Source organism: Janthinobacterium sp. 344, from assembly GCF_900112025.1.
GTDB lineage: Bacteria > Pseudomonadota > Gammaproteobacteria > Burkholderiales > Burkholderiaceae_D > Janthinobacterium.
The window spans coordinates 259,818-273,513 of record NZ_FOKL01000001.1 but is presented as its reverse complement, the minus strand read 5'-3'; the positions used below and the strand labels follow the sequence as shown (position 1 = coordinate 273,513).

Annotated in this window: 11 protein-coding genes; 5 read left to right on the top strand and 6 right to left on the bottom strand. The window is 65.4% G+C overall.

Going from position 1 to position 13,696, the window contains the following annotated elements:
* The 4 genes from BM193_RS01160 to BM193_RS01145 all read right to left on the bottom strand — a co-directional run bounded on the left by BM193_RS01160 (position 1) and on the right by BM193_RS01145 (position 2,878).
* Positions 1 to 675 carry a methionine ABC transporter permease gene (locus tag BM193_RS01160; RefSeq protein WP_035820173.1) on the bottom strand — a complete coding sequence of 225 codons (675 nt, stop codon included), beginning with the start codon at positions 673 to 675 and terminating at the stop codon, positions 1 to 3.
* Positions 668 to 1,477, bottom strand: coding sequence for a methionine ABC transporter ATP-binding protein (locus BM193_RS01155; protein ID WP_092794627.1), 810 nt, complete (start codon positions 1,475 to 1,477; stop codon positions 668 to 670). The genes BM193_RS01160 and BM193_RS01155 overlap by 8 nt, the downstream gene beginning before the upstream one ends.
* A 325-nt stretch (positions 1,478 to 1,802) precedes the next feature.
* Positions 1,803 to 2,261: a YbaN family protein gene (locus tag BM193_RS01150; RefSeq protein WP_092794625.1), complete on the bottom strand. Its 459-nt coding sequence runs from the start codon at positions 2,259 to 2,261 to the stop codon at positions 1,803 to 1,805.
* A complete protein-coding gene (locus BM193_RS01145; protein ID WP_092794622.1) occupies positions 2,261 to 2,878 on the bottom strand; it encodes a biliverdin-producing heme oxygenase in 618 nt (205 codons plus the stop codon). The genes BM193_RS01150 and BM193_RS01145 overlap by 1 nt, the downstream gene beginning before the upstream one ends.
* Positions 2,879 to 3,368: 490 nt before the next feature.
* Here BM193_RS01145 and BM193_RS01140 point away from each other — a divergent pair, with 490 nt between their 5' ends.
* The gene (locus BM193_RS01140; RefSeq protein ID WP_092794620.1) at positions 3,369 to 3,935 is read left to right on the top strand and encodes a YceI family protein; all 567 of its coding nucleotides are present in this window, start codon (positions 3,369 to 3,371) and stop codon (positions 3,933 to 3,935) included.
* Positions 3,936 to 4,064: 129 nt separating this feature from the next.
* Here the strand turns inward: BM193_RS01140 and BM193_RS01135 are convergent, their stop codons facing one another.
* Both BM193_RS01135 and BM193_RS01130 read right to left on the bottom strand, forming a co-directional pair.
* Positions 4,065 to 5,873: an NAD(P)/FAD-dependent oxidoreductase gene (locus tag BM193_RS01135; protein ID WP_092794617.1), complete on the bottom strand. Its 1,809-nt coding sequence runs from the start codon at positions 5,871 to 5,873 to the stop codon at positions 4,065 to 4,067.
* A gap of 143 nt (positions 5,874 to 6,016) precedes the next feature.
* Entirely contained in the window at positions 6,017 to 7,168 is a 1,152-nt protein-coding gene (locus BM193_RS01130) for a sigma-54-dependent Fis family transcriptional regulator (RefSeq protein ID WP_092794614.1), read from the bottom strand.
* 266 nt (positions 7,169 to 7,434) lie between these two features.
* Here BM193_RS01130 and BM193_RS01125 point away from each other — a divergent pair, with 266 nt between their 5' ends.
* The 4 genes from BM193_RS01125 to BM193_RS01110 all read left to right on the top strand — a co-directional run bounded on the left by BM193_RS01125 (position 7,435) and on the right by BM193_RS01110 (position 13,618).
* On the top strand, positions 7,435 to 8,931 hold the full coding sequence (locus tag BM193_RS01125) for an alginate export family protein (RefSeq protein WP_092794610.1): 1,497 nt from the start codon (positions 7,435 to 7,437) through the stop codon (positions 8,929 to 8,931).
* 112 nt (positions 8,932 to 9,043) lie between these two features.
* Positions 9,044 to 10,324 carry a serine hydrolase domain-containing protein gene (locus tag BM193_RS01120; RefSeq protein ID WP_254785870.1) on the top strand — a complete coding sequence of 427 codons (1,281 nt, stop codon included), beginning with the start codon at positions 9,044 to 9,046 and terminating at the stop codon, positions 10,322 to 10,324.
* 65 nt (positions 10,325 to 10,389) lie between these two features.
* Positions 10,390 to 11,994 (top strand): EAL domain-containing protein, encoded by a 1,605-nt coding sequence (locus tag BM193_RS01115; RefSeq protein WP_254785775.1) that lies wholly within the window; start codon positions 10,390 to 10,392, stop codon positions 11,992 to 11,994.
* An 82-nt stretch (positions 11,995 to 12,076) separates the two neighbouring features.
* Positions 12,077 to 13,618 (top strand): CHASE2 domain-containing protein, encoded by a 1,542-nt coding sequence (locus BM193_RS01110; RefSeq protein ID WP_092794601.1) that lies wholly within the window; start codon positions 12,077 to 12,079, stop codon positions 13,616 to 13,618.
* The last annotated feature ends 78 nt before the right edge of the window (positions 13,619 to 13,696 follow it).

Here is a 13,696-nt window from a genome sequence, read left to right as displayed (position 1 = left end):
TTAACGTTTGTCGAGGCGCTTGGCGATGCGCGTGCCGGCGAACTGGATGGTCTGCACCAGCACGATCAGGATGGCGACCGTGGCGACCATGATGTCCGTCTCGAAGCGGTAGTAGCCGTAGCGGATGGCCAGGTCGCCGATGCCGCCGCCGCCCACCACGCCGGCCACGGCCGAATACGACAGGAAGCTGATTGACAGCACGGTCAGCGCCAGCACCAGGCCGGAACGCGCTTCCACCAGCAGCACGCGGAAGATGATCTGCATTTCCGAGGCGCCCATGGCGTGCGCCGCCTCGATCACGCCGCGCGGCACTTCGCGCAGGTTCTGTTCCACCAGGCGCGCCAGGTAGGGAATGGCGGCGAACGACAGCGGCACGGCGGCCGCCAGCGGGCCGATCGAGGTGCCCGCGATGATGCGGGTAAACGGCGTCAGGGCCACCAGCAGGATGATGAAGGGGAAGCTGCGCACGGTATTCACCAGCCAGCCGAGGATCATCGACAGGGGGCGGTTTTCCAGCGACTGGCCTTCCGAGACGAGGAACAGCAGGATGCCCAGCGGGCCGCCGATCAGGATGGCGGCGGTCAATCCGATGCCCAGCATGGTCATGGTCTGGCCCAGCGCCACCCAGATTTCCGGCAGCAGGTTGATGACGTTATTGATCGATTCTTCAAACATGTGTTGCATCCTTCCATGCGGTGGCTTCAAACGCCTCGGTGCCGTAGTAAGCCAGCTCGCGTCCCAGCGCCGTCTTGCGCGGGGTGGCCGTGTCGCTCAAATCGAATTGTTCGGCGATGGCGCCGTTTTCCACCACCGCCACGCGGTTGCAGATGGCGCCCAGCACCGACAGCTCATGGCTGACGATGACGATGGTCACGCCGAGGCGCGCATTGATGTCGCGCAGTGTGTCGAGCAGCGCGCGCGTCGTTTCCGCGTCCAGCGCGGACGTCGGCTCGTCGCACAGCAGCACGTCGGGATGGCTGGCCAGGGCGCGGGCGATGGCCACGCGCTGTTTCTGCCCGCCTGACAATTGCGCCGGATAGCTGTGCAGCTTGTCGGACAGGCCGACCAGCGCCAGGCACTCCTCGACGCGCGCGGCGATCTGCTCGCCCTTGGCCGTGCCATGGATTTTCAACGGGAAGGCGACGTTGTCGAAGACGCTGGCGTTTTGCAGCAGATTGAACTGCTGGAAAATCATGCCGATATTCTGGCGCGCATCGCGCAAGTCGCGCTTGCCCAGGCTGGTCAGCTCGCGGCCGGCCACGGTAATGCTGCCGCTGTCAGGGCGTTCGAGCAGGTTGATCAGGCGCAGCAAGGTCGATTTGCCGGCGCCGCTCTTGCCGATCAGGCCGAAAATATCACCGGGATAGACTTCCAGCGTGACCGATTTGACCGCGTGGAATTGTTCGCCCTTGGGCAGCGCGAAGGTCTTGTTCGCGCCATCAATGCGAATCACCGGCGTACGGTGTGGTGTGGTCATGCAGTGTTTCCTTTTTTATTGGACCGTTTCAGGCGCTTGTGCAGGGGCCAAATCGCCCGGCCTGTAACGTCGGTTGCGTAGTATACCTCCGATCGTGTTATTACTCCTACGACAGAATCTTGCTTTGAATATGCAAATAATGTCTATGCAGGTATTTTCAAGTGGAAAAACCGGGAAAGTGCCAGGTTTGCCGAATTAAATCGTGTGACGGCGGCGGCAGAGGCGCTATCCTGGTGAAAAGTTCGACGCCGCGTCGCCGTGCATAGGCGGGCAGTTATGCGCAGTTCGGGTGATTTTGGGTTTTTTTTCCACCGCGCGTGCGGATTTACTGCCCGCGACGGCCGCTGTCTTGAGCAGATTCTGCCCCGGCGCCTGGCGGGCCTTCGGGCCGGCGCAGCAGATAGATGATGACGGCCACTTCCATGCCGCCCACCATGACGATCACCCACCACGGCGGATGGCCCAGGCACATGGCGACAAAACCGATGGCCATGCCCAGGCAGGCCATGGCCTTGCCGCGCCGCGAGACGGCCCGGTGGGCGCGCCACTGGCGCAGCGGCGCGCCAAAGCGCGGATGGTGCAGCAGCCAGTGTTCCAGGCGCGGCGAGGCGCGGCTGAAGCAGGCCAGGGCGAGGATGAGGAAAATCGTCGTCGGCATCACGGGCAGCATGGCGCCGATGATGCCCAGCATGACCATCAGTGCGCCGGCGGCGGTCCAGGCCCAGCGGCGCAGGCGCACGCCATGCGCCTCGCGCGGCGCGGGCTGGGCGTGCTCTTCGTCCATCAGGCGAACGCCTCGACATGGCCATGCATGCGCATGAAGGCGGCGCGCGCGCCGGCGATCAGGCGCGCTTCGCCGCTGGCGTCGAGCGGCGCCGTGTCGAGGACGGCCGTGAAATCGCGCCAGTGGCGCGCGCGGCCATCGGGGTGTCCGGCCAGGTGGCGCGCGCCAAAGTGCTCATCGAGGCCGATCTTGCCGGCCAGTTTATACAGGATGGCGGCGCCCAGTTTCGAGCCTTCGCTGACGTACAGCCAGCCCAGCGCGGTGGCCAGGTCCAGGTCCGCGCCGAATGGCGGCTCGGCGGCATCCGCCGGCAGGGGCGCTTCCAGGTCGTGCAGGTCGGCGGCGATGCTGGCGTAGCGGCGGCGCTGTTCCAGGTCGGGCAGCAGGTCGGCCAGGCCGGCATGCTCGTACAGCGCATCGACATCGCGCAGGAAGGCATATTGCGCCTGCAGGAAGCGGGCGTAATTGCGCGGGTTGTCGAACGGGCTGCTGGCCATGATGCGCTTGTCGAGCACCTCGTGCGTGGCCATGGTGTCGGCTTTCAGGCGCTGGCTGCGGGGCAGGGAGGGTGTCGGGGTCGCGTTCAAAATGGTGGCGTCGTGGCGTGCTGCAGTCATGTTTTTCCAGTTCTATTATGGATGAATCAAGGGGAACCTGCATGCCGGGCAATGCAGGCGCGCGCGTGCAGCGCTGGTTGGGGCGGCGCGGGCGGCCGGGTGGCTGGCGTGAACACGGCAAGGCGGGCCGGCGGGCTGGCGAATGGCGGCGGCGTGGCGGCGATGGCGCCAACGGTGCAAAAGGCAGGGATGATAGCAACCCAGAAGAATAATAACAAGAATCATTCTCATTTATCGCGCTGGATATCGCCGGATATCGCTGGATATTTTTGTCAACACGGACAATAATCGGCAGCAGAGGGCGCTGTCGCGGACCTCCTTGCCGTTATTATCGATTTTTTCGATGCTAACTAGGTAAATTTTCCGTTTTACATCGATCTTCATGCCATGCATAATTGTTGCAACTGAAGCCAGACAATCAGCCGCCAGCGATGTTCGCGGGCAGCCGGTTGCGGTTTTGACATCCTCCACTCCCTGTCAGGAATCCACAATGAAAAAACTGCTCGCTTTTATCGCCGCCGCCGGCCTCTCGCTGTCCGCTGTAGCCGCACCTGAAGTCTACGTCATCGATGGCAGCCACACCTTCCCCCGTTTCGAGTACAGCCACATGGGCTTCTCGACGCAGCAAAGCCGTTTCAATAACACCACCGGCAAGATCACGCTGGACCGCGCCGCCAAGACGGGCGCCGTCGAAGTGCTGATCGACACCAAGTCCGTCGACACGGGTTCGACCCTGTTCAACTCGCACATCCAGGGCGAAGACTTCCTCGACACGGCCAAGTTCCCCGTCGCCACCTACAAATCGACCAAGTTCAATTTCGACGGCGACAAGCTGGCGTCCGTGGAAGGCAACCTGACCTTGAAAGGCGTGACCAAACCAGTCACCCTGACCGTCACCTCGTTCACCTGCGCCCCGCACCCGATGCTGAAAAAAGACGCGTGCGGCGCCAATGCCACGGCCAAGATCAAGCGCTCCGAATTCAACGCCGGCAAATACGCGCCGGCCGTCAGCGATGACGTGACGTTGACGTTTGCGATCGAAGCGATCAAGCAGTAATTTATACACCCGACATCTGGACTGCCGGGGTCGGACCCTGAGGGTCCGACCCCGGTACTTGCTCCTGGGGTGAAATGGAAAAAGCGGCGGGCCAAGGCCCGCCGCTTTTTTTCGGCCAGCGAATCAGGATCATGCCAGGTGATGCACCTGCTGCTGCCCATACACGGGCGTGTGCAAGCCCTCCATGCGCGCCTTCAGCTGCAGCGACAGGTATTGGGAATAGTGGCGCGACTGGTGCAGGTTGCCGCCGTGGAACCACAGCGCCTCCTGCTGCGTGGGCTTCCACATATTGCGCTGCTCGCCCTCCCACGGGCCCGGGTCCTTCGTCGTGCTTGACCCGAGGCCCCACACCTTGCCCACCTTGTTGGCCACTTCCGGCGAGATCAGGTCGGCCGCCCAGCCATTCATGGAACCGTAGCCGGTGGCGTACACCACCAGGTCGGCCGGCAGTTCCGTGCCGTCGGACAGCACGATGGAACGGGCCTTCAGCTCCTGCACGCCGACGCCGCTTTTCAGCTTGATCTTGCCGTCGGTGACCAGCTCCGAGGCGCCCACGTCGATGTAGTAGCCGGAGCCGCGGCGCAGGTATTTCATGAACAGGCCCGAATCATCGTCGCCAAAATCGAGCATGAAGCCCCGTTCCTCGAGCCGCGCATAAAAGTCGGCGTCGCGCTCGCGGATGGCCTTGAACACGGGTTTCTGGAAGTCGGCCAGGATCTTGTACGGGATCGAGGCGAACGTCAGGTCGGCCTTTGCCGTCGTCATGCCCCCCGCCAGCGCGCGTTCCGAATACAGGTCGCCCAGCGCCAGGTCCATCAGCGAGTCGGACTTGACGATGTGCGTCGACGAGCGCTGCACCATCGTCACGTCCACGCCCGCTTCCCACAGCGCGGCGCAGATGTCGTGCGCGGAATTGTTCGCGCCGACCACCACCACCTTCTTGCCCGCATACGCGTCCGGCCCCGGGTGCTGCGACGAGTGCTGCTGCTCGCCCTGGAACACGTCCATGCCCTTGAACGTCGGCATGTTGGCCTTGCCCGACATGCCGGTGGCCAGCACCAGCTGCTTCGGCTTCAGCGTGACGGGCTGGCCGTCGCGCAGCACCCGCACCGTCCACTCGCCGCTGGCGGCGTCGAAGCTGGCCGATTCGCACGTGGTCGAGCCCCAGTAGTTCAGCTCCATCACCTTGGTGTACATTTCCAGCCAGTCGCCCACCTTGTCCTTGGGCGTGAAGACGGGCCAGTTGTCGGGGAAGGGGATGTAGGGCATGTGGTCGTACCAGACGGGGTCGTGCAGGCACAGCGACTTGTAGCGCTTGCGCCAGCTGTCGCCCGGACGCGCATTTTTCTCGATGATGATGGTCGGGACGTTCAACTGCCGCAGCCGCGCGCCCAGCGCGATGCCGCCCTGGCCGCCGCCGATGATGACGCAGTAGGGCTGGCGCGCGTAGCCCAGTTCCGTGGCATCCTGCTCGCGGTTTTCCAGCCAGCTGCGGCGGTCCGTGCGCGCTCCATGTTCGGCGCCCATGGGCCGGCGCGCACCCCTGGCTTCCTCGAAACCCTTCAATTCGCCCAGGGTGGTGAGCAGGGTCCAGATCTTGCCGTCGCGGATGCGGATGAAGCCCGCGCCGCGCCCGGCATTGGTCTCCACATGAATCCAGCATTGCAGCACGCCGCCGGCATCCACGGCATGTTCGCCGTCGGCGATGCGCAGCGTTACGGGCTGCACCGCGCCCAGCTGCGCGGCCAGCATGGCGGCGATCTGCTCGCGGCCTTCCAGGGTTTTCAGGTTCCAGGTAAACAGCACCAGGTCGCGCCAGTAGCCGTCTGGCTCGAACAGCTGCGCGGCGCCCGTGCCGTCATTGGCGCGCAGCGCGCCTTCGAGCTGCTCCAGGATGCCGGCCACGGCCAGGTCGTGCGGGTTGGTATCGGTGTGCATCGTGTCTCCTCCAAGTCTGATGACTTTATGATGGGATGCGGCTGTGCTGCCGCTGACGATGTTGTAACACCCGCGTTTTGACGCCGCATCCTGCAGTGCAGCATGGCGGCTATTGAGACGGAAGTCTCAGTGTCCTGGCGTGGTCACTGCCGGTGCGGCGGGACGATTTTCAGGTGCTTGATGCGCCGGTACAGGGTGGCGCGCGACAGGCCCAGCATGGCCGCCGCCTGCAGCGGGCGCCATTTGGCGGCATTCATGGCGTGCACGATGCGCGTGCGTTCGGCCAGTTCCAGCGCGGTGTATTCCAGCGCAGCCGTCACGTCCGCCGGCGCTGGCGCCGCGCTGCCCGCACGCGGGCGCGCGCTGGCCTGGCGCAGCGGCGTGCGCAGGCGCGCATGCAGCCAGCCGCCGCCGCCGGCCAGGCGCAGCGACAGCAGGCCGCGTCCCGCGCGCGCATCGAACAGCCGCTCGACGCGCACTTCCAGCACTTCGCCGACGGGGCGGGGCAGGGTGGCGAGGCCCGCGATGACCTCGCGCGCGCAGCCGTTGGCGGCGACGATGCTGCCATGTTCGTCGATGGCGATCAGCATTTCCGGCTGCACTTCCACGAAGTGCCGGTTGCGGTGCGCTAGCAGGATGCTGCAATGGCCATAGGACTTGAGGAAAAAACCGTCCTCGATCAGGGTGGCGCCCTGGCGCACCAGCTGGTTCACCAGGCGCTGGCTGTCGCGCGCATCGGGCGAGCTCAGTGCCGACGCGTCGAGCACGCCGATCAATTCGCCGTGTGGCGAAAAGATGGGCGCCGCGCTGCACGTCAGGCCCGTGAAGGCGGCGCGGAAATGGTCGGTCTTGTGCACGGTGATGGCTTCGTGGTCGAGCAGTACCGAGGCGATGCCGCATGTGCCTTCCTCGTCTTCCGACCAGCACGAGCCCGGGTACAGGCCCGCTTTCTTGAAGTCCTTGCGCTGGTCCGCGTCGACCGCGTAGTCGATCGTCACGCCATGCGCATTGGCCAGGATGACGCAGTAGCCCGCTTCGCGCACCATGGCGTGCAGGCGCGGCAGGCATTGCCCCGTGGAGCGCAGAAAATTTTCCTCGGACTGCTGCACGGCCCGCAGTTCGGCGCCCGTCAGGATGCGCGGCCCCGTGGTCGATGCGGGATCGAGCCGGTAGTCGTCCAGCGCGCGCCGGTACGACGAGGCCAGCCTGGCCGCGTCGATGCCGGGATTGACGACCCTGCCGGCGATCAGGTCGCGCACGCGGTCGAGATGGCTGGTCTGGCGGACGTAAGGCATGGCGCTCTCCCGTGTTTCCGCTGTCTGACTGCGGATTTTTGTTGGTAACAGCGTTGTAGCATGAAGCGCCCGCGCACGCATGGCGCACCGCAGCATGGGCCGCCGTGAGACGGTCGTCTCACTGGCGCAGCCTAGCAGGATGGCGCTGTTTGTGGCGCGGCGGACGGCAGCGGTGCTCCGCACAATAGGATGCTTTACAACAATAAAAAAGAGTATCTCTGATAACATCCGATCAAATCTACAGCCAGCGAGCGCAGGGGATACTTATGGCAACGCAAGCGATGTTCCTCGTGCGGCGCTCGGCCGCGCTGGCCCTGCTGGGATGGAGCGCCGCGTGCGGCGCCGCCGGCCAGCTCGACCCCGATGGGCAGGGCGGCATGGAAAGGGAAGTGGCCCGGCGCGCCGCCGTTGAACCGCCCGTCGGCGCGGACTGGCACATGACGCGTTCCGTCGAGGCGGGCGCGCAGATCGCCGGCGAGAACAATCTGTTCTGGAAGCTGTCGAACACGCCCGCGCGCAATCCCGCCTTTGATTTCCAACCCTACTGGTACGAGTTCTATGTCAAGCCGGCGCTCGGCTTCAAGCGCAATCTCGGCGACGGCAGGCAACTGTATGCGCGCGTGTCCGCCGTGGGCTCGGGCACCGTGCGCCATGACCCGTTTGGGGCGGGCGATACGGGCCGCATCTCGATCGAGGAATTCGTCGCCGGCATCCGCATGCCGCTCGGCGATGCGGGCACGCGCCTGGATCTGTCGGCCGGTGCGCAGAATTTTACGCTCGGTACCGGCATGCTGGTCGCCAATGGCGGCTCGAACGGTTTTGACCGCGGCGCGCTGAAACTGGGCCCGCGCAAGGCCTTCCAGAACTCCGTGGTGGCCAAGGTGAGCCACGAGGCGTTCAGCGCGCAGGCGTTCTACCTTGACCCGAATGAAAACCCCGACAACGATAGCGGCACGCGCCTGGTCGGCGTTGACGCCAGCTACACGCTGGCCGATGACCGCAAGGCGGGCATCGCATATGGCAAGGTGCCGCGTTCGCGCGCCGCCTATCCGCAGGCGGCGCCGGGCGGCATCGGCGCGCCGCTGGCCGTGCCGGACGGACGCAAGGATCTGCAGTTCGTGTACGGCTACGCGCGCGTTCCCCTGCTGCCCGGCACGCTGCCGAAAGGCTGGTTCGGCTTCGACGCCGCGCGCGAGTGGAATACGCGCGAGCCGATGCGGGCCTGGGGCTGGCGCACGGAAGGGGGCTTTTCGCTGCCCGACGTGGCGTGGACGCCCAAGTTCACGCTGGGCTACCAGAGCTTTTCCGGCGACGATCCGCGCACGGCGCGCAATGAACGCTTCGATCCGCTGTTCTTCGAAGGCACGCCGGGCGCCTGGGCCTCGGGCAGCAAGGCGACCTGGGTCTTCGTCAATTCCAACGTGAATGCGCTGCAGGCGACGATCGAATTGCACCCCACGCCGAAGGACACCGTGATCGCCTACCTGGCGCAGGTGCGCGCCAACCAGATGGGCAGTCCGCTGCAGTTCGGCCAGGCCACGCGCCTCGACGTGCCGGGCGACGCGCCGGTGGTGATCTCGGGCGTGCTGCGTCCGATGCTGGCGAACGATGTCTTCGTCAAGTATGTGCGCGTCGTCAATCCGAATACCTATCTGACCCTGGGCGCGAGTGCGTCGTTCGCGCAGTCCGGCATCAACCAGCTGGTGAAGGGCCAGGCCAGAACCTGGACGGGATGGCTGGCCAACGTGGTCTGGATTTACTGAAGATGCTCGCATTTAATCTGTTGTTGAACACAGGAGAACCCGCATGAATGTACTACCGAAGATCAAACGCATGGCCCTGGCGGCCAGTTGCATGGCCCTCGCGACGGGCGGCATGCCGGCCGCTGCGCGCGCCGCCGAAACGGCCCCCGCTGCGCCGCTGTCGGCTGCGGCCAGCGATCCGGCCGCCTTGAAATGGATGGTGGGCGCGCCGCCGCCGGCCGACAAGATCATCCGCTTCGATGACGGCAGCTATTTCAACTTCCCGCAGCTGCGCTGGAGCGTGTCGCATTTCCGCGAGCTGATGCCGACGGTGAATGTGTCGCGCGGCCTGGGAGCGCCGCTGCCCTTGCGGCGCGCGCTGCGCCACGATATCGACAGCCTGCGCTTCACGCCGCTGGGCAGCAAGGAGACGATGACCTGGGAGCAGTCGCTGGGCGCCAATTACACGGATGGCATCGTGGTGCTGCACCGCGGCCGCATCGTGTACGAACGCTACCTGGGCGTGCTGAAGGACGATGGCCAGCATGGCGCCATGTCGGTGACGAAATCCGTGATGGGCACCCTGGGCGCCGCGCTCGTGGCGGAAGGCAAGCTCGATCCCGGCAAGACCGTGGCCGACTACATTCCCGAACTGGCCAAGTCGGCGTTCGGCGACGCCACCGTGCGCCAGGTGCTCGACATGACCACGGGCCTGAAATTCAGCGAAGACTATGCCGATCCGGACGCCGAAGTGTGGAAGCACGCGGCGGCCGGCAATCCGCTGCCCAAGCCCAAGGATTACACGGGGCCGCGCAGCTATTTCGAGTACCTGCAAACGGTGCAGCACCAGGGCAAGCATGGCGAGGCATTCGGCTACCGCACGGTCAATGCCGATGTGCTGGGCTGGCTCATCGCCCGGGTCACGGGACAGAACGTCAACGACTACCTGTCCGAGCATGTGTGGAAAAAGCTGGGCGCCGAGCAGGATAGCTACATGAGCGTCGATTCGACGGGCACGCCGTTTGCCGGCGGCGGCCTGAGCGCCGGCTTGCGCGACCTGGCGCGCTTTGGCGAAATGCTGCGCAACGATGGCCGTTACAACGGCCAGCAAATCCTCCCCAAGGCAGCGGTCGCGGACATTCGCGGCGGCGGCGACAAGCAGCTGTTCGCCAAGGGCGGCTATGACCTGCTGAAAGGCTGGAGCTACCGCGACATGTGGTGGGTCACGCACAACGACCATGGCGCCTACATGGCGCGTGGCGTCTACGGCCAGCGCATTTATGTCGATCCGAAGGCCGAGATGGTGATCGTGCGTTTTGCCTCGACGCCGACGGCGGCCAACGCGGCCAACGATCCGACCACCACGCCCGCCTTTGAAGCGCTGGGCAAGCTGCTGCTGGCCAAGCCGAAGTAAGCGCCGCCGCAACGCCGAATGGCCCGCGCGTGCGGGCCATTTGCACATTCAACGGGGAGGGCGGATTGAATCGTCGTAACAAGCTCGTTTGCGCGGCAGTGGGCGCTTCCGCCATGGTCGTGCTGCTGTCCCTCTGGGGCAGCCTGCATTTTTCCGGCCTGCGGGCGCGGGAAGTCGAGCAGCTGCGCCTGCAGCGCGTGGCGGACATCGCCATGACGCGCGCCAGCAAGTCGTTTGACGAGGTGGGCGCGGCCCTGCAATCGGTTGCCAGGCTGACGGTGCGCCCGTGTTCCGACGCCCATATCGCGCTGATGCGCCAGTCGACGCTGGAGTCGCGCGGTGTCGTGGAAATCGCTTATTTCGAGGACGGCAAGCTGAAATGTTCAAGCTGGGGCATGCCGGAAAAGGGCCGCACCATCGTCCTCGACAAGCCTGAATTCACGACGAAAAGCGGCGTCGACGTCTACACGTCGGCGCCGCCGTCGGCAGGCAGGGTCACGGGCAAGGCGATGATCGGCCTGTTCAAGGACAAGCACCTGGTGCTGGTCGACCCTGCCCACCTGGCCGACATCATCGCCGATCCCGACGTGCAGGTCGCCGTCGCCACGTCGGGCGGCGCCATGCTGGGCAGCCAGAACGGGCCGGACGCGGAACTGGTGGGCCGGCTGGTGCGCGACAAGGGCAATGACCCAGCCATCGCCGGCGCGGACAAGATGCAGGCCGCCGTGGCCCGCAAGGGCGAACTGGCCACCGTCGGCCTGGCGCCCGAGAGCAGCATGCGCAGGCAGCTGCGCAACGAGCAGCTGTACATCCTGCCCTTCGGTTTCCTGCTGGCCGCCGTGGCCATCAGCCTGTTGGTTTGGCTGACGCGCAGCCGCCTGTCGCTGCAGGGAGAAATGGCGGACGCGCTGAAAAAGCGCGAATTCATCGTGCATTACCAGCCGCTGGTGCGCCTGAAGGATGGCGCCTGCGTGGGCGCCGAGGCGCTGATACGCTGGCCGCGTCCCGATGGCACGATGGTGCGGCCCGATTATTTCATTCCGCAGGCCGAGGAGAGCGGCTTGATCGAGCCGATCACCGACCAGCTGGTGGACATCGTCGTGCGCGAGATGCGCGCGCTGCTGCTGGCCAACGGCCACCTGCATATCGCCATCAATGTCTGCGCCTCCGATATCCAGACGGGGAGGCTGCTCGATGTGCTGGCCAGGGCGCTCGATGGCAGCGGCATCGCCGTGGGCCAGATATGGCTGGAAGCGACGGAACGCGGCTTCATCGACGTGGCGGCGGCGCGCAATGCGCTCGAGCGGGCGCGGGCCATGGGCTTTTCCGTCGCCATCGACGATTTCGGCACCGGCTATTCCAGCCTCGCGTATCTGCAGAACCTGCCCGTCGACGCGCTGAAGATCGACAAATCATTCATCGATACCATCGGCGGCGACACGGTGACGAGCAGCGTGACGTCGCACATCATCGACATGGCGCACACCCTGGAATTGCAGATCATCGCCGAAGGCGTCGAAACGCCGCTGCAGGCCGACTACCTGCGCGAACGCGGCGTCGAGTATGGCCAGGGCTGGCTGTTTTCCAAGGCCTTGCCGGCAGCGCAGTTCATTGCGTATTGCCGCCGGCATCCTGTCAGCGGCGCCGGCGCCAGGCGTGCGGCAGCCTGAGCACAATTGCAATACTATATTCCTTTCGTTATCAATTGTTGTTTGAAATATAATTCAACAACGACACCAAGGGGAATGCACATTGAAAACCGGCCAGCCTGAATCCGCGCGCCCACCGCTGTGGCGGCGCCTGCTGTGGCCGGTTGTCCAGCTCGGCTCGGCCTTCAAGCTGACGGGCACGCATCTGCTGCACCATGTGATCGGCGCCAGCCTGATCGCCTCGCTGATGCTGGCGCTGGAAGGGTTTCACGTGCTGGAGTGGCTCGATGCGGCCATGCTGCGCGCCAGCGCGGAACAGGGCCAGCTGCTAAACCGCGGCAAGGATCCGGGCGCCGCCTACCGGCCCGGCATCATCGAGATCGACCAGCCCGCGTTTGAACAGGTGTTCGACGAGCGTGAACCGCTGGAGCGGGCGCGCCTGCAGCAGTTGCTGGCCAACGTGGCGCAGCGCGGCGCGCAGGTGCTGGCCATCGACCTGGACCTGGCGCCGGCCGTCTACGAACAGCATGCGCCGGGAGCGCGGCCGCTCGACCAGCTGCTCGACCGGCTGGCCACGGATGGCCATCAGCTGGTGCTGATCCTGCCGGAACAATCGGACCAGAACGCGAACCTGCCGTGGCTGCGCGCGCGCTGCGCGGCCGGCGTGCATTTCGCCAGCCCGCGCATCCGCGAACGCATGGGCGCCGTCACGCGCATCGAGCTGAAAAGCCCCGTGCTGGCGGCCGTGGCGTTCGAGCTGGCGCATGGCGCCTGGCAGCAGGAGCAGGCGCAGCCCATGCCGGCCGCGCTGTCGGAACAAAAGCAGGGCTACCGGCTCGCCGACCGGGTCTGCCAGCTGGCGCAGCGCGCGCGCAGCGAAAAGGAACTGGCGCGCTGGGCCTTCGAACCCGTCATCCACGGCGACGCCAAGGACGCGGCCGAGCAGAATGCCGTCACGGCGCCCTTTCACCCGGCCGCCGTGGCGCCCGCCTTTCTCGACCCCACGCGCCTGGGCGTGCGGCTGGTCGATGGCAAGGCGGGCGTGGCGGCCGATGCGGCGCGCAAAAAAGTCCTGTTCGTCGGCGCCACCTACGATGTGCGCGACCGCTACACGACGGCCGAAGGCGAGCAGGCGGGCTTGCATTTGCACGCGGCGGGCTACACTTCGCTGGGCATCGGCACGGCCGACGTCAACAAATATGTGGTCTTCCTGGCCGATATCGTCATCGGCGTGCTGCTGGGCTGCCTGTTCGGCGGCCTGTGGACCTTGTATGGCCGCGCCGAACTGGCCATCGACAAGCGCATGGAGGACCATGACTTCGGCCGCCTGCACCGCATGGGTACCCTGGCCGAGTTCTATGGCATTCGCCTGATGCTGGTGCTGGTGTGGGCCTCGCCCTTCGTCATCGGCGCGCTGGCCATGTATTTGTCGCGCGGCTTGCTGGAGCAGGGCTGGTGGGTCAACCCGGGGCCCCTGATCGCCGGCATGTTCCTGCACGCGATGTCCTTGCGCGACGAGGCGCACCACCCGCACGAGGAAGTGCCGGGCCTGAACGTATGGGCCCAGCTGCGCCGCACGCATCCCGGCATCGTGCTGGTGCAGGCGCCGCTGGCGGTGCTGCTGTTGGTGGTGGCGCTGCTGTAAATCCCCGGGAAACGGCGCGGGCCGGGCAGGGCTGGACAGGAAGGCGAAATTATCTTTAAGTAAATTTAAAAAAACATT

What these genes read in the sequence shown, in the direction of transcription:
- BM193_RS01130 (WP_092794614.1), bottom strand. Translation starts at nt 7,168, where the DNA reads ATGCCTTACGTCCGCCAGACCAGCCATCTCGACCGCGTGCGCGACCTG.
- BM193_RS01155 (WP_092794627.1), bottom strand. Translation starts at nt 1,477, where the DNA reads ATGACCACACCACACCGTACGCCGGTGATTCGCATTGATGGCGCGAAC.
- BM193_RS01150 (WP_092794625.1), bottom strand. Translation starts at nt 2,261, where the DNA reads ATGGACGAAGAGCACGCCCAGCCCGCGCCGCGCGAGGCGCATGGCGTG.
- BM193_RS01160 (WP_035820173.1), bottom strand. Translation starts at nt 675, where the DNA reads ATGTTTGAAGAATCGATCAATAACGTCATCAACCTGCTGCCGGAAATC.
- BM193_RS01135 (WP_092794617.1), bottom strand. Translation starts at nt 5,873, where the DNA reads ATGCACACCGATACCAACCCGCACGACCTGGCCGTGGCCGGCATCCTG.
- BM193_RS01140 (WP_092794620.1), top strand. Translation starts at nt 3,369, where the DNA reads ATGAAAAAACTGCTCGCTTTTATCGCCGCCGCCGGCCTCTCGCTGTCC.
- BM193_RS01145 (WP_092794622.1), bottom strand. Translation starts at nt 2,878, where the DNA reads ATGACTGCAGCACGCCACGACGCCACCATTTTGAACGCGACCCCGACA.
- BM193_RS01125 (WP_092794610.1), top strand. Translation starts at nt 7,435, where the DNA reads ATGGCAACGCAAGCGATGTTCCTCGTGCGGCGCTCGGCCGCGCTGGCC.
- BM193_RS01120 (WP_254785870.1), top strand. Translation starts at nt 9,044, where the DNA reads ATGCCGGCCGCTGCGCGCGCCGCCGAAACGGCCCCCGCTGCGCCGCTG.